We start from the raw sequence: 18335 nt of genomic DNA on the forward strand, positions 1-18335 counted from the left end.
AATATGCGGCGGGCGAGGGTGCAAATTCTGTTGGCAGGATAAAAATCATTAAAATAGGAAAATAATCCTTTACAGCGTGACGGTGGTTTGGTAGTGTTTGGCTACAGTCGGAGATTTGCGGCTGACGGAGGGTTTTTACCCTTCACCTCATTTCTCGCAGGCCAATCCCATGACGATGTCTCAAAATTGCGACCCGACGCTTTACGGCGTCTGGCCGGATGCGCCTGCCTCCGCGGATGAGGACACGCCGGAAGCCGCACCCGAGACGAAGTCGCGGGCCGACAGGCTGGCCGCCGAAGATGCGGCGCGCAACGGCAACCTGCGGCAGCTGCTGAACGAACTCACGGTGGAGATGCGCGAGCAGTTTTGCCTGTACCGAAACCTGCGACAGGCGAGCGAAGCGGCATTTCTGTCGACGGTGGAGGATGCTTCGGGCAAGCAGGCGCGTGCTGATGTGAAGGCTGCGACGGATCAGCTTTCGCTGATCGTGCGCACGCTGGAACGGATTGACGCCCTGCAACGCGTGCTGGCGGAAGAGAGGGAAGCTCTTTCCGCTGAGGACGAAACCGGTGCCGAGGCTTATGAAGCGGCAGTGGCGCATTTCCTCAAACGCATCGACGAACTGGCCGAACAGAAATGCCGTGCGAGGCTGGAGGCCGATCTGGCCGCCGGCGCATCGGCGGACGCTGATACATGACGCAGCCTTCATCCAATCCCCGCCTGCAGGAGCAGGTCTTCGCCCTTTCGCGCGACTGGCGTTTTCTCGGCAACCTGCCGCAGCAACCGCCAGAGGGCGACTGGCGGACATGGCTTTTGATCGGCGGGCGCGGTTCCGGCAAGACCCGCGCCGGGGCCGAGTGGGTCCACAGGATTGCTTCCGCCGGCAAACAATCGGATTTGCGCATTGCGCTGGTGGCGGAAACGCTGGGTGACGCCCGCGAAGTGATGATTGACGGCATTTCCGGCATCTGCCGCATCGCCCGCCGTCGCCGCCCCGCTTTCGAAGTCACGCGTCGCAGGCTCCTCTGGCCGAATGGTGCGATGGCACAGGTGTTCTCCTCGGAAGACCCCGAAAGCCTGCGCGGCCCGCAATTCCACATGGCCTGGGCGGATGAGCTGGGAAAATGGAAATATCCGCAGGAAACCTGGGACATGCTGCAATTCGGCCTGCGTCTGGGCGAAGCACCGCGGCAACTGGTGACCACGACGCCGCGGCCCATTCCGCTGTTGAAGGCGCTGCTGGCCGATCCTTCGACCCGGGTTGCGCGAATGCCGACCGCCATGAATGCGCAGAACCTGTCGCCCGGTTTCCTGAAGGCCATGCAGGACCGTTATGGCGGTACGCGGCTCGGGCGTCAGGAAATCGGCGGCGAGCTGATCGACGAGCGCGAGGGCGCATTGTGGAAACGCGCCGATCTAGAAGCAATTGTCGAGGTGACGCATGAGCCGCTCTCGCGGATCGTGGTGGCGGTCGATCCGCCTGCCGGCGCTGGCGAAAATTCCTGTTGCGGCATCGTCGTTGCGGGGCTTGGCATGTCGGGTAAACTCGCCGTGCTTGCGGATTGTTCGGTGGAAGGTGAAACGCCGGCCGGCTGGGCACGCGCCGTGGTCGCCGCCTTCCGCCGCCACGAGGCTGACCGGGTGGTGGCCGAGGTCAATCAGGGCGGGGAGATGGTTCGGGCGATGCTGCAAAGCGTGGACGCCGACCTGCCGCTTACTCTGGTGCGGGCCAGCCGAGGAAAATTCACCCGCGCCGAGCCGGTCGCCGCACTTTACGAGCAGGATAGGGTGCGCCACGCCGCGCGGTTTGAGAAGCTCGAAGACCAGATGACGGATTTCGGGCCGGACGGCCTGTCATCCGGTCGCTCGCCCGACCGGCTGGACGCACTTGTCTGGGCGATAACGGCGCTGACGACGATGGTGGTGAATGAGCCGAGAGTGCGGGGGATGTGAGCCGGGCGATTTTCAGCCCCGCGAATGAGAGCGGGTTGGCATTCGCGCGAGCTCTCACCGCTTGTTTCTTCTCCCCGAGGGGGAGAAGGTCGCGGCAGCGGGAGGAGGGGGCGACGGTAGAGATATTCGGAGAGGTTGCCCCCTCATCTGACCCTTCGGGCCATCTTCTCCCCGGCGGGGAGAAGAAATTTTCGGCGCCGTATCCGCCCCTATCCGGGCGTCGGGCAAGTCTTACTTCTTCGGAGATTGCGCCGGTTTCGGCTGGGAGCCGGTTTCGCGCATCTGGCGCCACTCGTTTTCGAGACGGTCATAAACGGTCTGGGGGATTGTCGCTGTCATGGTGGCATTCCTCCTTGAATTGTTAACGCGGCTGGATTGCGCGGTGAGTGGAGTTAGCGCGCCAAGGCTCCGGAATTCAAGGAATTTTTTACCCCAAAACCGCGGCCTGCGGATTAAAATCGATTAAGGTTTTTTCAAATCGATTTAGTCCTGATGGCCGTCATGTGGAAAAACCGGGCGTCGTATCGCCTCTCATTTTCAGGAGCCGGCTATGGCCTATGACGAGGCGCGATTCTTCGCGTCGGTGCGCGTTTCGATCTTTGGCGGCCGCCTGCGTGCCGCGCAACTTGCGGGGACGAAGACGATACTTGACGGATGTGCAAAGGCCGTGCCGCAAAGCGATGCACGCTGGCTGGCCTATATGCTGGCGACCAGCTTTCACGAAACGGCTGCCACCATGCAGCCGGTGCGCGAGACCCTGGCGGCAAGCGATGCGGAGGCGATTGCGCGGCTGGATAGCGCCTTTACCGCCGGCCGCCTGCCGATGGTGCGCAAACCCTACTGGCAATGTGACGCGGATGGAAAAAGCTGGCTGGGGCGAGGCTTCGTGCAGCTGACGCATCGCCGCAACTACGAGGCCATGTCGGCCCTGACGGGCATAGACCTGGTGGAACGGCCCGAAAGAGCCATGGAAACGGAGGTGGCGACAGCCATCCTGATCCACGGCATGATCGCCGGCAGCTTCACCGGCCGCCGGCTTGCCGATTTCTTCGGCGCGCAGCGGGAAGACTGGGAGGGTGCACGCGCCATCATCAATGGCAGCGACCGGGCGCGGCTTGTGGCTGGCCAAGCACGCGCATTTCATCGCGCCCTCGTTGCGGCGCGGATTGAACCGGCGCGGGCCAGATGATAACCCGTTATGCGCGGGCCGAAAGCCGCATCCTAATTTTGCATGACAGGTGACACCGTGATCCGCCATATCGTTTTTTTCACCGTTCCCGAGGAAAACCGCGACGCCGTGCGCAAGGGGCTTTCCGGCCTCACCGCGATACCGCATTCGCTGACGCTGGAAATCGGTGAGAACGTGAAGAAGGACCAATGGGGCAACTCGGTCGATTTCATCGTTTACGGCGAGTTTGAAAACGAGGCGGCGCTGGCGGCTTACAAGGCCGACCCCGCCTATGATCTTTCCACTCGCACGGTGAAGCCGCTGCGCGAGACCCGCGTCGCCGCCGATTTCAATAGCGATACGGCGGTGAAGGCACCCATCCGGTAAACATCTCATTTCGCCGAAGTCAGCGTGATGGCACTTGCTCTCTAACACCCGACGTCATCCTTGGGCTTGTCCCAAGGATCCAATCACGTCTCGTAGAATCAAGACGTTGCAGATGCTCGGGACAGGCCCGAGCATGACGGAAGAGAGCCTTCAGGATTTATCAACAATCTGAGGAACGCGGAGCGCCCCTTTCCTGCAGGTGAACCTGGGACGCTCTTATCCCGGATGCGACGCCACGCGGTATCAAAACAAGGACAACTCCATGCGATTTCCATTTTCCCTGCCGTGGCTGCGCCCGGCGGATGGCAAAGCCGTGCCCGAAAGCAAAATGACGGCGGGCGGCTTCATGGCTGTGGCGACGCAGGGCGGGCAGGCCTTCTGGTCCGGTCGGTCCTATGCCGCACTTGCCCGCGAAGGTTTCATGAAAAACCCGGTTGCCCACCGCGCCGCCCGCATGGTGGCGGAAGCGGCCGCATCGGTGAACTGGCTGCTTTATGATGGCGACGAGGAAATCGGCGATCATCCGCTGCTGGCGCTCCTGACAAAGCCGGGCGCGCATATGGGCGGGCCGGATTTTTTCGAGGCGCTGTATGGTCACCTGATGCTGGCCGGAAATGCCTATGTCGAACCGCTGACAGTCGGCGGGCGGTTGCGCGAACTGCATCTGCTGCGGCCGGATCGGGTGAGCATCGTCGAAGGCGCGGATGGCTGGCCGGTGGCTTATGACTACCGCGCCGAAGGTCGCGCGTCGCGCCGCATCGCCGCCGAGCGCGACGGGCTGGGGCTGCTGCATCTGAAACTTTTCCATCCGCTGGATGACCGGGCGGGTTTTGCGCCGCTGGCTTCTGCCGGTGCCGCGCTTGATCTGCACAATGCCGCAAGCCACTGGAACAAGCGCCTGCTCGACAATTCCGCCCGGCCTTCGGGTGCGCTGGTCTACCAGCCGAAGGAGGGTGGTAATCTTTCCACCGAGCAATATGAACGGCTGAAGCGCGAGCTGGAGGAGGGGTATCAGGGCGCGATGAATGCCGGCCGCCCGCTGCTTCTGGAAGGCGGGCTGGACTGGAAGGCCATGGGCCTTTCGCCGCGCGACATGGATTTTCTGGAAGCCCGCAACGGCGCGGCGCGCGATATCGCGCTGGCGCTCGGCGTGCCGCCGATGCTGATCGGCATTCCCGGCGACAATACCTATGCCAATTACCAGGAGGCGAACCGCGCCTTTTATCGCCTCACCGTGCTGCCGCTCGTCAACCGCACGGCGGCAAGGTTGTGCGGCTGGCTCGCGCCGGTCTTCGGTTCCGGTCTGCGTCTGGAACCGGATCTCGACAAGATCGCCGGGCTTGCCGGTGAGCGGGATGGGCTTTGGACGCGCATCGGCGCGGCGTCGTTTCTGAGCGACGAGGAAAAACGCGAAGCCGTCGGTTACTGATCGCGCCGAAGGGTGGATCGACGCTGAACCTTGCCTGCCGAACCATTTTCTGAAGTGGCGGATTCTCTTTGTGAGGCTTTCCGCCGAAGCTTCTCCGAAGACTCGAGAAATCACCCATCGCAGGCGCGCAAACAGCGCCTGCGGGCGACGCGGTGCGTTCGCCCGATTGCAACATCCTAGAGCGGAATGATTACCCATGTCTGAATTCGCCAATGAGGCCGGCATCTGGGCCGCCCGCATCACCGGCGCCGTTGCGGGTGCCGGCGTGTCGCTTGTCTATCTGCTGCCGAAAAGCAAACGTGAAGCCGCGAGCCGTTTCATCACCGGGGTGTCCTGCGGCATGATCTTCGGCGGGCCGATCGGCCTGTGGATCGTGCAGCAGCTCGATATTGCCGGCGCGCTTTCCGGCCGGGAAATCATGGTGGCGGGCTCCGCCGCAGCCAGCATGATGGCCTGGTGGGGGCTGGGCGTGATGGTGCGCGTGGCCAGCCACTACGGCACACGCCCGCGCCGCTGAGCCCGCGCCGCAAGGCGGCTTCATTGCCACATCGCAGGAGTTCCCCATGCACGCCTATCGCGGGCCGCGTCCCGCCACGCGCAAATTCGCCAGTCTGGAACTGCGCGGCATCGCCGGCGACGGCACGTTTTCCGGTTATGCCAGCGTCTTCGGCGAGGTCGATCTCGGCCACGACGTGATCGAGCGCGGCGCTTTCCGCCGCTCCATCGAGGAACGGGGAGCGGCCGGCATCCGTATGCTCTACCAGCACGATCCGGCTGAGCCGATCGGCGCCTGGCGCACCATCCGCGAGGACGAGCGCGGGCTTTATGTCGAGGGCGTTCTGGCCCCCGGCGTCGCGCGCTCCCGCGAGGTGCATTCGCTGATGAAGACCGGCGCGCTGGACGGGCTGTCGATCGGTTTTCGAACCGTCCGCTCGGGCAAGGAAGCGCGTTCCGGCAAGGCGGGGCGTTCCGGCGTGCGGCGCATTCTTGAGGCTGATCTCTGGGAAATCTCGGTCGTGACCTTTCCGATGCTGCCGTCCGCGCGCGTCTCGGATGTCAAACACGCCCGCTTCTTCCGCGACCGCGAAACCGAACTGGTGCGCACCATGCGCCGCGCGGCGCGCTCGCTGTTCGGCACCGCCTTCAAACGCTGACTTTCCGACAACTACTTCCGACAACAAGGATGGCGACATGACAGACCAGATGACCAAACCGGCCGCAATGACGGTTGCGCCGCAGGTAAAGGCCGTGCCCGACACGATGACGGCGGCCTTCGACGAGTTCATGGAGGCTTTCGAGGCTTTTCGCGATACCAATGATCAACGGCTCAATGACATCGAACGCAAGATGGGCGCGGATGTCGTGACCCGCGACAAGCTGGACCGTATCGACAGGGCGCTCGACGATAACAGGAGGATCATGGACGATCTGGCGCTCAAAAAGGCGCGGCCTGCGCTTGGCCGCAAGGATGCGCTCTCGCATGATGCCGAAGAACATAAGGCTGTCTTCGAGGCTTATATTCGCCGGGGTGAGGAGGGTGCGCTGCGCGATCTGGAGGCCAAGGCCTTTGCGGGATCGAGCGGCACGGATGGCGGCTTTCTCCTGCCGACCGAGACGGATGGCGAGATTGGCCGGCGCATGACGGCGATTTCGCCGATCCGGGCGCTGGCCACCGTGCGGCAGGTGTCCACGGCCGTGCTGAAGAAACCCTTCTCTGCGGGCGGTCTTGCCACCGGCTGGGTCGCCGAAACCGCAGCCCGCCCCGAAACGGCGACACCGAAGCTGTCTGAGCTTTCTTTCCCGACCATGGAACTCTATGCCATGCCGGCCGCCACCCAGGGCCTACTGGATGATGCGGCGGTTGATGTCGAGGCATGGATCGCATCAGAGGTGGATATCGCCTTTGCCGAACAGGAGGCTGCCGCTTTCATCGTCGGAGACGGCGTCAACAAACCGAAGGGTTTCCTCTCCTATACGGCCATTGCCAATGACAGCTGGAGCTGGGGCAATATCGGTTATGTCGCGACAGGCGTTTCGGCCGGCTTCGCCTCCGCCGGGCCGATGGACGTGCTTCTGGATGCCGTTTATGGCCTGAAGGCCGGCCACCGCCAGAACGGTACTTTCCTTCTGAACCGCAAGACGCAAGCGGCGCTGCGCCGTTTCAAGGATACGACCGGCGCCTATCTCTGGCATCCGCCCGCCGCCGCCGGCCAGCCCGCCTCGCTGATGGGCTTTCCGGTGACGGAGGCGGAAGACATGCCGAATGTCGCGGCGAACAGCTTCGCCATCGCTTTCGGAGATTTCCGCTCCGGTTATCTCGTCGTCGACCGCACCGGCGTGCGCATCCTGCGCGATCCCTATTCGGCCAAACCCTACGTGTTGTTCTACACCACCAAACGTGTGGGCGGCGGCGTACAGAATTTCGAGGCGATCAAGCTGGTGAAATTCGGGGTGAATTGAACCTCGAGTTTGCCGCTCGTTTCTTCTCCCCGCACGGGGAGAAGGTGGCCCAAAGGGTCGGATGAGGGGGCAACGCCAGCGATTGACCGCACCCTCGCCCCCTCATCCCGCTGCCGCGGACTTCTCCCCCACGGGGAGAAGAATTCGTTGCGCCCGCTCGCTCATCCAGCCTGCAATTACCGTCATCCCGGAGACCCCATGACCTACGCCCTCATAAATCCACCGCAGGCGGAGCCGCTGACGCTTGCCGAGGTCAAGGCGCATCTGCGTCTCGATAGCGGTGACGAAGACACGCTTCTGACCGCGCTGATCCGCACCGCCCGCGAGCATCTGGAGCGCACCACCGGCCTTTGCCTGATCCGCCAGACCTGGCGGCTTTATCTCGACCGATGGCCGCAAACGGGCGTGATTCCGATTGGCAAGACACCGGTGCAAACCATCGAAACGATTCTGGTTTTCGGCAGTGACGGGCGCGAGACCGACATCACCGCCGCCGACAAATTACTCGACGGCGCGTCGCGTCCGGCACGGCTGTGGCTGCGCGATCCGCCCGCCCCAGGTCGGGCGATGAACGGCATCGAGATCGACTTCATCGCCGGTTATGGCGAGGCCGGAACGGATGTGCCCGATACGCTGAAGCGCGCCATGCTGATGCATGTGGCCCAGATGTTTGCTTTCCGTGGTGCCGTCGCCCTGGAAAACCAGCCGGCGGCGGTTTCGGCCGGTTATGAGCGGCTGGTGTCGCCCTTCTGCCGTGTGGGGCTTTAAGCCATGAACCTCGTTTTTCTCGACCCCGGCAAGCTGACAGCGCGGCTGGAGCTGGAAGGGCGCATCGAGACGCCGGACGGACAGGGTGGTGTGGCGGAAGACTGGAACGCCCTGCGCTCGCTTTGGGCGGCGATCGAACCCGTTTCGGATATGTCCCATGAACGGGCCTCGGCCGAAGGCGTGACGATCACCCACCGCGTCTGGCTGGTGTGGCGCAGCGACATCGCCGCCGGCATGCGCTTCCGCAAAGGCCGGCGCATTCTGGTGATCCGCACGGTGATGGACCCGGACGAGACCCGCCGCTTCATCGTCTGCCGTTGTGAGGAGGAGATCCCATGAGCGCCGCGAATGCCCTTTTGAAAGCGATTTTCGCGCGGTTGACCGGCGATGTAACGCTGACAGCACTGACATCAGGCGGCATCGTCGACCGGCTTTTGCCGCGTGCGCTTCTGCCCACAATCGTCATCGGCGAGCTTGAAAGCCGCGACTATTCGACGGCGACGGAAAAGGCCGAGGAGCATTTCCTGTCGCTGGAAATCTGGAGTGATGCCGGCGGCCGCAAACGGGCGGGGGAAATCGTCGAAAGGGTGAAAATCCTGCTCGACGATGGCGCACTTCCGCTCGCTGGCATCTCGCTGGTCAACCTGCAACTCCGCTCCTGCCGCTCGCGGCGCGAGCCGAAGACACGGAATTTCATCGCCGATATGCGCTTCAGGGCGGTGACGGAATAGCGCTGTTTCAGGAAGGCTATTTGCGCACGGTCTTCCACAGGACGATCAGCAGCAGAAACGAAATGCCGATCAGCACGGCGGCGATGGTCAACATGGCCGCGACCCCGCCGCGATCCAGCGCCAGCGTGAAGATAACGGGCGCAAAGGCAATGGCGAGGTTCTGCGGCAGCGAGATACGTGCGGCCTGCAGGCCATATTGCTCCGGGGAAAACACCGCCAGCGGCAACACGGCCCGGCTGACGGTGAGCACGCCCGCGCCAAAACCGAAGAAAACGATGAAGCTGATGAAGGCGGGCATGGCCGGGGCAAAGGCGAGCAACAGCAGCAGGGACAGGAACAGCAGACAGAGGCCGATCATGGCTGTCACGAACGGGTTGCCGTATTTGCCAAGCAGGAAATCCAGTCCGCGCGCCGTGATCGCAAGAACGCTGCGCACGGATGCCAGCTGCACGGCCAGCGATTGTGATGCGCCGGCGTTGACCAGCAGCAGGGGCAGCAGCGGAGACAGGCCGAAGGTGGTGAAGGCGCTGATCGTCGTCATTGCCGCCAGCAGCAGAAAGGCACGTCGCGTATCGACCGGCGAGGGCGAAATCGCAGCGGCTTCCTGCGGCGTTACCGCTTTGCGGACCGGCCGGCCGGGAAGGACGAAGACATAGAGAGGCAGAAGCAGGAAGAGCTGCAGACAGGCATAACCGATGAGCGTGCCGCGCCAGCCGAAATGTTCGGTGGCAAGCGTGGTGAGCGGCAGGAAAAATGCTGCCGAAAGCCCGGTAAACAGCATCAGCAGCGTCAGCAACCGGCCGCTTTCCGCGCCGACACGCTCCACCACCGCCGCATGGGCCGCCGTCGTCAGGCCGCAGGTGGCGGCAAATCCGATGACGGCCCAGCCGAGCAAATAACTGATCACGCCGCCCGCAAAGGCGAGCACGACAAAACCCGCCGTGAAAAGCAACGAACCCGCCACAAGGACGGGCGCTGCGCCGTGGCGCACGAGCGTTCTTCCCAGAAGCGGGCCGCAGAGCGCGCTGATCGTCATCATGACGGTGAGGCCGGCAAACACCACCTCGTTGGCGATGGTCAGCTCCTGCCCGATCCGTGGGCCGAGCACGGCCAGCATGTCGAAACCGCTGCCCCAGCTGATGATCTGCCCAACCGCAAGCACACCGATGAGGCGCGCGCGGGACGGGAAGGGGGTGGCTTCAGACATGATGGAAATCAGGGGTGCGAGATGCGGAGGAATTATTTGGTAGCAGGCCAATTGCGGCCCGGCAACATCAATCGAGGCCAAAGGAGAACACCATGGTGGCGCAGAAGGGCAAGGACCTGCTGCTGAAGATCAATCATGCCGGTGCCTATGTGACCGTGGCGGGGCTGAGAACCAAGCGGCTGGCCTTCAACGCGCAGGCCGTCGATATTACCGACGGTGAAAGTGCGGGGCGCTGGCGCGAGCTTCTGGCCGGTGTGGGCGTGCAGCGGGCATCGCTGACGGCATCCGGCATCTTCAAGGATGTAGCGAGCGATGCGCTGGTGCGCGGCGCATTTTTTGCCGGCGCCATTCCGGGCTGGCAGATCGTCATTCCGGATTTCGGCACCATCACCGGGCCGTTCCAGATCGTCGCGCTCGAATATTCCGGCCGCCACGATGGCGAGGTGCAATTCGAGACCGCGCTGGAATCCGCCGGTCTCCTTAATTTCGGAGCGCTGTGATGCCGCAAGGGTTACGCTACGGGCGGGCGAACCGCCATCGCGGCGAGATCGAGGCTTTGATCGACGGCGAAAGGCGCATTCTCTGCCTGACGCTCGGGGCGCTGGCCGAACTCGAAACCGCCTTTCAGGCCGATGACCTGACGGCACTCGCCGAACGTTTCGCCAGCGGCCGCATGAAGGCCGCCGACATGATCCGGGTGATCGGTGCGGGCCTGCGCGGCGCGGGCAATGTGTTTTCCGATGAGGATGTGGCCGCCGCAACCGTGGAAGGCGGCGTCGCCGGCCACGCCGCCATCATCGCCGACCTTCTGACCGCCACCTTTGGCGGCCCGAAAGGAGAAACACAGCCGGACCCTTAAGCGCCGCAGCAGGCGAGGCGACGCCGCGCCCTTTCCCCTGGGAGACGGTGATCCATACCGGCTTCTGTCTGCTGCGGCTTTCTTCCGAAACCTTCTGGCGGCTGACACCAAGGGAATTCTTCGCGATGACCGGCGGCGTGCGTGCTGGTTCCGGCAGCCCCGATCGTCGGGCGATAGAGGCGATGATGCGGCGGTTTCCGGATGGGTGACGGTGTCAGGGCATTTTTCGCGGACGGCCACCCTTCGCACCGTTGGCGCGGCTGGCGGCGGCCTTGGCCGGGGAGCGGGATTGCCCGCCCTTGCGCTGCGCTTCCATGAAAGCGCGGCTGCCGAAAATGCCGTTCATAAGCCCGCTGATCGTATAATCCGCATCGAGGCTTTCCCAATGCAGGCCGGTCTCGCCGAGGAGCTCGACCTCGGCCAGCTGTTCCGGCGTGGCGTTCTCCAAGCCCTCCAGCGCGTGGGCTGGAAACATGAAACAGGCGCCATTGGTGAAATCGACAATGACCCGGGCCGATGCCGCATCGAAACGCACGGCAACCGGAACAGGACGTTCCGCGTGTTCCTGCCGCCAGCGCTCCTTGGCGGCGGCAAGTTCGGCATCGCTGACCTCAACCATGATATTTTCTCCACGTTTCAAGAAAAAGCGTCCGGTTTTCTTCGATCACTGCAACCGCGCGCCGTACATCCCTGTCCGACATGCCGCCCTGCGTCATGACGGTAAGGGTTACGAGATCGATACGGGCTTCACCCTCTCCGTAGACATGCGCATGCGGAGGCTCATGATCGGCCGTGTAGATGACGAAGCGCATGCCATGCTGTCGCAGAACCGTGACCATGAAGACTATAACCCAAGAAGCTAGGTTTTAAAAGGCTTTGGCTGAAGCAGCAGATTTTTTTGAAGCTGTTTCAGCAGCATGCATTCCCCAGTTGAATCAGAAAGGCAAGCGCGATGGCAGGCGAAGGATCGATTGCGGGCGACCGCCAGGAGGCGGAAGCGCTTGTGGAGGTGATGGGCGATCTCGAGCGGCGGTCCGAGCGGTTCGGGGCGGCGCTGACGTCGGCCCTGCAGGCGGCGACGACAGGCGGCAAGGGGCTGGACGAGGTGCTGCGCGGGCTTGGAGAACGTCTGTCGGGCATGGCGCTTTCCGCCGGGTTGAAGCCGCTGGAGAACATGATCGGCAACGCCGTTGGCGGGCTTTTGAACGGTGGCGGTTCGTTGTTTGCCTTTGCCGATGGCGGGGTGCCGGGGCGCAGCATCACGCCTTTTGCCGATGGTGGCGTGGTTTCCAGCCCCGCCTTTTTTCCGATGGGCGGCGGGCTGGGCCTCATGGGCGAGGCGGGGGCGGAGACGATCCTGCCGCTGAAACGTGGTTCGGATGGCTCTCTAGGTGTGGCAGCACCGGCGGGCGGCAGCGGTGCGCAGATCGTCTTCAACGTGACGGCCACCGATGCGGCGAGTTTTAGAAAAAGCGAAGGCCAGATCGCCGCCATGCTGGCCCGCAGCGTCGGGCGCGGCCAGCGCGGTTTGTGACGCACCGACCTTTCAACACAGCAAAAAGATTCGTGGAACAACGACATGGCGGCATTTCATGAAGTGCGGTTTCCGCTGCGATTGGCGCTCGGCGTCAGCGGCGGGCCAGTGAGGCGAACCGATATCGTCAATCTTTCCAACGGGCGGGAGAACCGCAACCAGCGCTGGAAGAATGCCAGACGCGCTTATGATGCGGGATCCGGCATCCGCTCCGTCGCCGATCTCTATGAGGTGCTCGCCTTTTTCGAGGCGCGGCGCGGCGAGCTTTACGGCTTCAGGTTTCGCGATCCTGTCGATTTCAAATCCTGCCCGCCGGGCGAAGCGCCCGCCGCGACCGACCAGAGAATCGGCACGGGCGATGGTGCAGCGGCGCAGTTTCCGCTGGTGAAAACCTATGCGGATGCGGGTGGCTCCTTCACGCGGCAGGTGGAGAAGCCGGTCGAAGGTTCGGTTGTCGTGTCAGTCGAGGGGGTGCGTGTCCCGCCTGCGGATATGTCGGTCGATCATGCCACCGGCATGGTGACGTTTCGCGCCGGCAAGGTGCCGCCGGCCGGCGCGGTGATCCGGGCGGGTTTTGAATTCGACGTGCCGGTGCGCTTCGCGATCGATCGCATCGACGTCAACCTCACCGCTTTCGAGGCGGGCCGCATTCCCTCCATTCCACTGATGGAAATCCTGCCATGAAGATCATTCCTGTAGCCCTTGCCGCGCATCTGAAGGGCGATGCCACGACCACCTGCCATTGCTGGAAGGTGACGCTGAAGGAGGGCGCTGTGATCGGTTTTACCGACCACGACGAGACACTCTCTTTCGCCGGCACGGACTATCTCGCCGCCAGCGGTTTCGGGGCGAGCGACAGCGACAGTGAAACCGGGCTGGGTGCCAGTGCCGGTGAGGTGGCGGGCGGTTTTTCCAGCGAGGCGATTTCGGAAAGCGATCTGGCCGCCGGGCGTTTCGATGGCGCACGGGTGGAGCTTTACCTCGTCAACTGGCAGGCGCCGGATGAGCATGTGCTGCTTTCCATGCGTGAGATCGGCGAGGTGACGCGGGCGGGCGGGGCGTTTCGCGCCGAGTTGCGCAGCCTCGCCCATCGCCTCGGGCAGCCGCAGGGCAGAATCTATGGGCGTCGCTGCGATGCTGCACTGGGTGACTGCCGCTGCGGCATCGACCTTTCGCGGTTCACCGGCAATGGCAGCGTGGCGGCGGTGGATGCGGCGGGTAACCTGCTGGTCTCGGGGCTTGACGCTTTCACCGACGGTTTCTTCAGCCGGGGAAAGTTGCGGTTTCTCAGCGGTGCACTCGCCGGCAAGAGTTTTGACCTCGATGGCCATGCGCGCCGCGACGGCGGCACGATTCTGTCCTTCTGGCTGGTGCCGGAACAGATGCCATCGCCCGGAGACGGATTTTCTGTCACCGCCGGCTGCGACAAGAGTTTTGCCACCTGCAAGGCGAAATTCGCCAATCACCTGAATTTCAGGGGCTTTCCGCATCTGCCGGGAGCGGATTTCGCCTATTCCTACGCCAACGGCGGCCAGACCCATGATGGCAGGGCACTGTTTCCATGAGCGATACCGGAGAAAAAGTGCTGGCGCTGGCGAAGTGTTGGATCGGCACGCCCTACCGGCATCAGGCCTCGTTAAAGGGCGTCGGCTGCGATTGCCTCGGCCTCGTCAGGGGCATCTGGCGTGAACTTTATGGCGCGGAGCCGGAATTGCTGCCGCCCTATGCGCCTGATTGGGCCGAACGTGGCGGTGAAGACCGGCTGATGGCGGCGGCGAAGCGCCACTTTCTGCCGGTGCCTGACATGGAAGAGGCAATACCGGGAGACCTGCTGCTGTTCCGCTGGCAGGCCGATGCGGCGGCCAAACATCTCGGCATCGTCGCCGGGCCTCAGCATTTCATCCATGCCTATGAACAGGCGGCGGTGGTGTGTTCCGCGCTGGTGCCAGGCTGGAAACGGCGCATCGCCGGCACCTTCCGTTTTCCCGATCCCTGAAATTTTTCGAGGCAAACATGGCGACCATAGTTTTTCAGGCGGCGGGTGCGGCCCTGGGCAGTTTTTTCGGCCCCTTGGGCGCCATCATCGGCCAGGCGGCGGGTGCGCTGGCGGGCAATGCCGTCGACCGCGCTTTGCTGTCGAACGGAAGAACCGTATCCGGCACGCGTCTTTCGACGGCGCGCATTCCGGGGGCGGATGAGGGTGCGGCCATCAACCGGCTTTACGGCACGGCGAGGATCGGCGGCACGCTGATCTGGGCGACGCGCTTCGAGGAAAGCATCGAGGTCGAGCGGCGCGGCGGCAAGGGCAATCGCGGCCCGAAGGTGGAGACTTTTCGCTATTTCGCCAATCTTGCCATCGGCCTCTGCGAAGGCGAAGCGGCCATGGTGCGGCGCGTCTGGGCCGATGGCGGACAAGTTGATCTGACCGGCGTCGAGATGCGTTTTTACCCCGGCAGCGAAACGCAATTGCCCGATCCGCTGATCGAGGCGAAGCAGGGAAGCGGCAATGCGCCGGCCTTTCGCGGGCTGGCCTATGTGGTTTTCGAGCGGCTGCCGCTCGATGGTTATGGCAATCGCATTCCACTGATGCAGTTCGAAGTCGTGCGCCCGGTCGGCCGGCTGGAAAAATCCATCCGCGCCATCACCGTCATTCCGGGCGCAACGGAGCATGGTTATGCAACAGTGCAGGTGTCGGAAACGACCGGCATGGGGCAAAGCCGCATCATGAACCGCAACGGCCTGACGGCCGCGACCGACTGGCAGGCGGCCATCGACGAGTTACAGGCGCTTTGCCCCAATCTGCAAAGCGCCGCACTGGTGGTCAGCTGGTTCGGCACGGATATGCGGGCGGGCGAATGCCGTATTCTGCCCGGCGTGGAAGTGGCAGGCCGCGATGGAGAAACCGCGCCATGGTCCGTCGCCGGGCTTTCGCGCGGGGTGGCGCATCTGGTCAGCCATCACGGCGGCGGCCCGGCCTATGGCGGCACGCCGGACGATCAAAGCGTGCTGCAGGCGATAGCGGACCTCAGGGCGCGGGGGCTGAAGGTCTGCCTTTATCCCTTTGTGATGATGGATGTGCCGGCAGGCAACGGCCTGCCCGACCCCTATGGCAAAGGCGAGCAGGACGCCTATGGCTGGCGCGGGCGCATCACCTGTTTTCCCGCACCCGGCAGAGCCGGTTCTCCAGATCGCAGCGCCGGCGCGCGGCGGGAGGTTTTGGCCTTCTGCCATCGCGCTGAGGGATATCGCCGCATGGTGCTGCATTATGCGGCGCTTGTGGCGCAGGCGGGCGGGGTGGATGCTTTCCTGATCGGCTCGGAGCTGCGTGGTCTGACGAGCCTGCGCGATGAGAATGATGCCTTCCCCTTCGTGGAGGAACTGGTGCGGCTGGCGGGGGATGTGCGCGCCGTTGTCGGACCGGCGGTGAAACTGACCTATGCGGCGGACTGGAGCGAATATTTCGGTTACCAGCCGGCAGATGGTTCGGGCGATGTGTTCTTCCATCTCGATCCGCTCTGGGCGAGCCGCGATATCGACGCCATCGGCATCGACAATTACATGCCGCTGTCCGACTGGCGCGACGAGGATGCCGCAAACGGCAATCCTGATGGCATGAGCGGCCCGGATGATGCTTCCGCCTTCCGCCGCGCCATCACGGTAGGTGAGGGCTTCGACTGGTATTATGCCAGCGACGCGGACCGTGCGGCGCGGCGGCGCACGACCATCACTGATGGACTAAAGGGCAAGCCATGGGTGTTCCGCTACAAGGACATCGGGAACTGGTGGGGAAACCGCCATTACGACCGGGTGCGGGGCGTGGAGAAATCGACAGCCACCGCATGGGTGCCGGGCTCGAAACCGATCTGGATCACCGAACTCGGTTGCCCGGCGGTGGACAAGAGTGCGACGCGCCCGAATGTCTTTCCCGATCCGAAATCGGCGGAAAACGCCTTTCCGTATTTCTCCCGCCGCAGCCGGGCCGACAGCCAGCAGCGGCGGTTTCTGGAAGCGCATCTTGACCATTGGGGTCAAGGCGATGCGGCGATGGTGGATGCAAACCGCGTCTATCTCTGGACCTGGGATGCGCGGCCCTTTCCCGCCTTTCCGCAGAATGGTGCGGTGTGGAGCGATGGCGGCAACTGGCGCACCGGCCATTGGCTGAACGGCCGGTTGGGGACAGTGACGCTTGCCGATACCATTACCGCAATCCTGACCGACCACGGCTTTTCTGCTTTCGATGTCTCCGCCGTCAGCGGCGACATGACCGGTTATGTACAGGGCGATGTGACCTCGGCGCGCGCCTTGCTGGAGCCGCTGATGGCGGCGTTTCACGTGGATGTGGCGGAGGATGGCGGAACCCTTTGCTTCCGTTCCCGCAACACGGCGGTTTTGCCCGTCCGCGATATTTCCGTGCTTGCCGATCTCGATAGTGAGCCGCTGTGGTCGGAAAATCGCGGTCATGACAGCGATTTTGCCGCTGAGGCCGTGTTGACCTCGTTTAACCCAGCGTTGGACTACGAGCAGGCAAGTGCGCGTTCCCGCCGCATCGACAATGCCGGCAGCCGGGTGATGCGGCTAGACCTCAACGTCGCCTTGCCGGCGGAAACGGCGGAAACCGCTGTCGAGGCGGTGCTGCGGGACAACCGTCGGGCACGGCGCACAGTGCGTTTTGCCCTGCCACCTGCCGATATCGCCCTTGAGCCCGGTGATTGCATCCGTTTGCCGGAGGACGCCTTTCCGCAGGCTCCGGCAGGCCGGTTTCTAGTCAGCCGGATCGAAGATGGCGCTATGAGGCAAGTGGAGGCGCGTGCTTTTTCCGCTGCGTTTTCGGTTTTTGCGGGTGCGGCGGATGAGCGACGCGCCGGCGGCATAAGCGGTGCCGAGGGCTTTGCCCCGGAAGTGTTGTTTCTCGACCTGCCGCACCATGATGGTGTCGCTGCGGAGCATTCGGCGCGGATTGCCGTTTTCGCAAGGCCATGGCGGCCGATCCTCGTTTCCGCATCCTCGGGCACGGAAGGTTACCGGCAACGCGCCGTGCTTGACCAGCCGGCGATGATCGGCACGCTGGCAATGCCGCTTAAGCCCGGCCCCTCCGGCCGCTTCGATCGGGGGAATGCCATCCTGATCGATCTGCCCTATGGCGGGCTTGCCTCGGCGCTGGAGTTTGCAGTGCTGAACGGTGAGAACCGCATCGCCATCAAGGCCGCCAACGGCGTCTGGGAAATCGTCGCCTTCGCAAAGGCCGAGGAAATCGCGCCCTCGCGCTGGCGGCTCTCGGTCCTCCTGCGCGGACTGGCGGGCACGGAAGATGCACTGGCGGTGGGCGCGCCCGCAGGTGCACCGGTGGTGGTGCTGGATGCGGCGGTGCAGCCGCTCGGCCTTGCCCTTAGCGAGCGCGGACGTCGCCTGAACTGGATGGTCGAGGCAGCGGGAAAGGCGAGCGCTTCGGCCGGGCCTTTCGCATTCGAGGGTGGATTGCGGGCGCAGACGCCGCTTGCGCCGGTGCATCTTTCCGGCGAGCGGAAAAGCGATGGCGTTCTGATCAAATGGAAACGGCGTGGCCGGATGGAGGCCGATGGCTGGGATGCAAGCGACATCCCGCTGGACGAGCCTTTCGAGCGCTACCGCGTCGAGGTGCTGGAGGGAGAGGCCGTCAAACGAATGGCGGAGGTCTCCGAACCCTTGTGGTTTTACCCTGCCGCCGCCGAACTCACAGATTTCCCGATCTTGCGGGATCACATTTCCGTGCGTGTCCGCCAGCTCGGCCGCGCGGTGCCTCTGGGAGTGGCGGCGCAGGCCCTTCTCCCGCTCTGATAACTGCCTGAAAAACAACGCAAAG

General features: G+C 63.7%; 21 protein-coding genes and 1 pseudogene. 19 read left to right on the forward strand and 3 right to left on the reverse strand.

The window, feature by feature from the left end:
• The first annotated feature begins 169 nt into the window (after positions 1-169).
• The 11 genes from DXT96_RS02465 (at position 170) to DXT96_RS02515 (ending at position 8896) form a co-directional block, all read left to right on the forward strand.
• Positions 170-697 (forward strand): hypothetical protein, encoded by a 528-nt coding sequence (locus DXT96_RS02465; RefSeq protein WP_153513411.1) that lies wholly within the window; start codon positions 170-172, stop codon positions 695-697.
• Positions 694-1953 (forward strand): DNA-packaging protein, encoded by a 1260-nt coding sequence (locus DXT96_RS02470; RefSeq protein WP_153513412.1) that lies wholly within the window; start codon positions 694-696, stop codon positions 1951-1953. The genes DXT96_RS02465 and DXT96_RS02470 overlap by 4 nt, the downstream gene beginning before the upstream one ends.
• Positions 1954-2503: 550 nt before the next feature.
• Positions 2504-3142, forward strand: coding sequence for a hypothetical protein (locus tag DXT96_RS02475; RefSeq protein WP_153513413.1), 639 nt, complete (start codon positions 2504-2506; stop codon positions 3140-3142).
• A gap of 42 nt (positions 3143-3184) precedes the next feature.
• Positions 3185-3508 carry a Dabb family protein gene (locus tag DXT96_RS02480; RefSeq protein WP_153513414.1) on the forward strand — a complete coding sequence of 108 codons (324 nt, stop codon included), beginning with the start codon at positions 3185-3187 and terminating at the stop codon, positions 3506-3508.
• 262 nt (positions 3509-3770) lie between these two features.
• Positions 3771-4937: a phage portal protein gene (locus DXT96_RS02485; RefSeq protein ID WP_153513415.1), complete on the forward strand. Its 1167-nt coding sequence runs from the start codon at positions 3771-3773 to the stop codon at positions 4935-4937.
• A 196-nt stretch (positions 4938-5133) separates the two neighbouring features.
• Positions 5134-5454, forward strand: a complete 321-nt coding sequence (locus tag DXT96_RS02490) for a DUF6107 family protein (protein WP_149898890.1) — start codon at positions 5134-5136, stop codon at positions 5452-5454.
• Between the two features lie 46 nt (positions 5455-5500).
• Positions 5501-6091, forward strand: a complete 591-nt coding sequence (locus DXT96_RS02495; protein WP_153513416.1) for an HK97 family phage prohead protease — start codon at positions 5501-5503, stop codon at positions 6089-6091.
• Between the two features lie 37 nt (positions 6092-6128).
• Positions 6129-7397, forward strand: a complete 1269-nt coding sequence (locus tag DXT96_RS02500; RefSeq protein ID WP_153513417.1) for a phage major capsid protein — start codon at positions 6129-6131, stop codon at positions 7395-7397.
• A gap of 198 nt (positions 7398-7595) precedes the next feature.
• On the forward strand, positions 7596-8165 hold the full coding sequence (locus tag DXT96_RS02505) for a head-tail connector protein (protein ID WP_153513418.1): 570 nt from the start codon (positions 7596-7598) through the stop codon (positions 8163-8165).
• Between the two features lie 3 nt (positions 8166-8168).
• On the forward strand, positions 8169-8504 hold the full coding sequence (locus DXT96_RS02510; RefSeq protein ID WP_153513419.1) for a phage head closure protein: 336 nt from the start codon (positions 8169-8171) through the stop codon (positions 8502-8504).
• On the forward strand, positions 8501-8896 hold the full coding sequence (locus tag DXT96_RS02515; RefSeq protein ID WP_153513420.1) for a DUF3168 domain-containing protein: 396 nt from the start codon (positions 8501-8503) through the stop codon (positions 8894-8896). The genes DXT96_RS02510 and DXT96_RS02515 overlap by 4 nt, the downstream gene beginning before the upstream one ends.
• Positions 8897-8912: 16 nt before the next feature.
• On the opposite strand, the gene DXT96_RS02520 is transcribed toward DXT96_RS02515, so the two are convergent.
• Positions 8913-10103: an MFS transporter gene (locus DXT96_RS02520; RefSeq protein ID WP_194287528.1), complete on the reverse strand. Its 1191-nt coding sequence runs from the start codon at positions 10101-10103 to the stop codon at positions 8913-8915.
• Positions 10104-10195: 92 nt separating this feature from the next.
• On the opposite strand from DXT96_RS02520, the gene DXT96_RS02525 reads away from it, so the two are divergent.
• From DXT96_RS02525 to DXT96_RS02535, 3 genes and pseudogenes are all read left to right on the forward strand, one after another.
• On the forward strand, positions 10196-10603 hold the full coding sequence (locus tag DXT96_RS02525; RefSeq protein WP_153513421.1) for a phage major tail protein, TP901-1 family: 408 nt from the start codon (positions 10196-10198) through the stop codon (positions 10601-10603).
• Entirely contained in the window at positions 10603-10962 is a 360-nt protein-coding gene (locus DXT96_RS02530) for a gene transfer agent family protein (RefSeq protein WP_153513422.1), read from the forward strand. The genes DXT96_RS02525 and DXT96_RS02530 overlap by 1 nt, the downstream gene beginning before the upstream one ends.
• Positions 10959-11171: pseudogene (locus tag DXT96_RS02535) on the forward strand (rcc01693 family protein); the annotation flags it as partial. The gene DXT96_RS02530 and the pseudogene DXT96_RS02535, both read left to right, overlap by 4 nt.
• A gap of 5 nt (positions 11172-11176) precedes the next feature.
• Here the strand turns inward: DXT96_RS02535 and DXT96_RS02540 are convergent.
• Positions 11177-11581 (reverse strand): DUF2442 domain-containing protein, encoded by a 405-nt coding sequence (locus DXT96_RS02540; RefSeq protein ID WP_153513423.1) that lies wholly within the window; start codon positions 11579-11581, stop codon positions 11177-11179.
• Positions 11574-11801, reverse strand: a complete 228-nt coding sequence (locus tag DXT96_RS02545) for a DUF4160 domain-containing protein (protein WP_149898900.1) — start codon at positions 11799-11801, stop codon at positions 11574-11576. Before DXT96_RS02545 ends, DXT96_RS02540 begins: the two co-directional genes overlap by 8 nt.
• Positions 11802-11914: 113 nt before the next feature.
• Between DXT96_RS02545 and DXT96_RS02550 the strand changes: the two genes are divergently transcribed.
• Genes DXT96_RS02550 through DXT96_RS02570 form a run of 5 tightly spaced genes read left to right on the forward strand, consistent with a single transcriptional unit; the run spans position 11915 to position 18310 of the window.
• Positions 11915-12496 carry a phage tail tape measure protein gene (locus tag DXT96_RS02550; RefSeq protein WP_153513424.1) on the forward strand — a complete coding sequence of 194 codons (582 nt, stop codon included), beginning with the start codon at positions 11915-11917 and terminating at the stop codon, positions 12494-12496.
• Positions 12497-12541: 45 nt separating this feature from the next.
• A complete protein-coding gene (locus DXT96_RS02555) occupies positions 12542-13180 on the forward strand; it encodes a TIGR02217 family protein (protein WP_153513425.1) in 639 nt (212 codons plus the stop codon).
• Complete coding sequence (locus DXT96_RS02560; RefSeq protein ID WP_153513426.1) at positions 13177-14061, forward strand: DUF2163 domain-containing protein; 885 nt, start codon at positions 13177-13179, stop codon at positions 14059-14061. Before DXT96_RS02555 ends, DXT96_RS02560 begins: the two co-directional genes overlap by 4 nt.
• The gene (locus DXT96_RS02565) at positions 14058-14492 is read left to right on the forward strand and encodes an NlpC/P60 family protein (RefSeq protein ID WP_153513427.1); all 435 of its coding nucleotides are present in this window, start codon (positions 14058-14060) and stop codon (positions 14490-14492) included. The genes DXT96_RS02560 and DXT96_RS02565 overlap by 4 nt, the downstream gene beginning before the upstream one ends.
• A gap of 17 nt (positions 14493-14509) precedes the next feature.
• Positions 14510-18310, forward strand: coding sequence for a glycoside hydrolase/phage tail family protein (locus DXT96_RS02570; protein ID WP_153513428.1), 3801 nt, complete (start codon positions 14510-14512; stop codon positions 18308-18310).
• Positions 18311-18335 lie beyond the last annotated feature (25 nt).

Origin of the sequence: Agrobacterium sp. ICMP 6402 (genome assembly GCF_009498615.1) — a bacterium.
GTDB lineage: Bacteria > Pseudomonadota > Alphaproteobacteria > Rhizobiales > Rhizobiaceae > Agrobacterium > Agrobacterium burrii.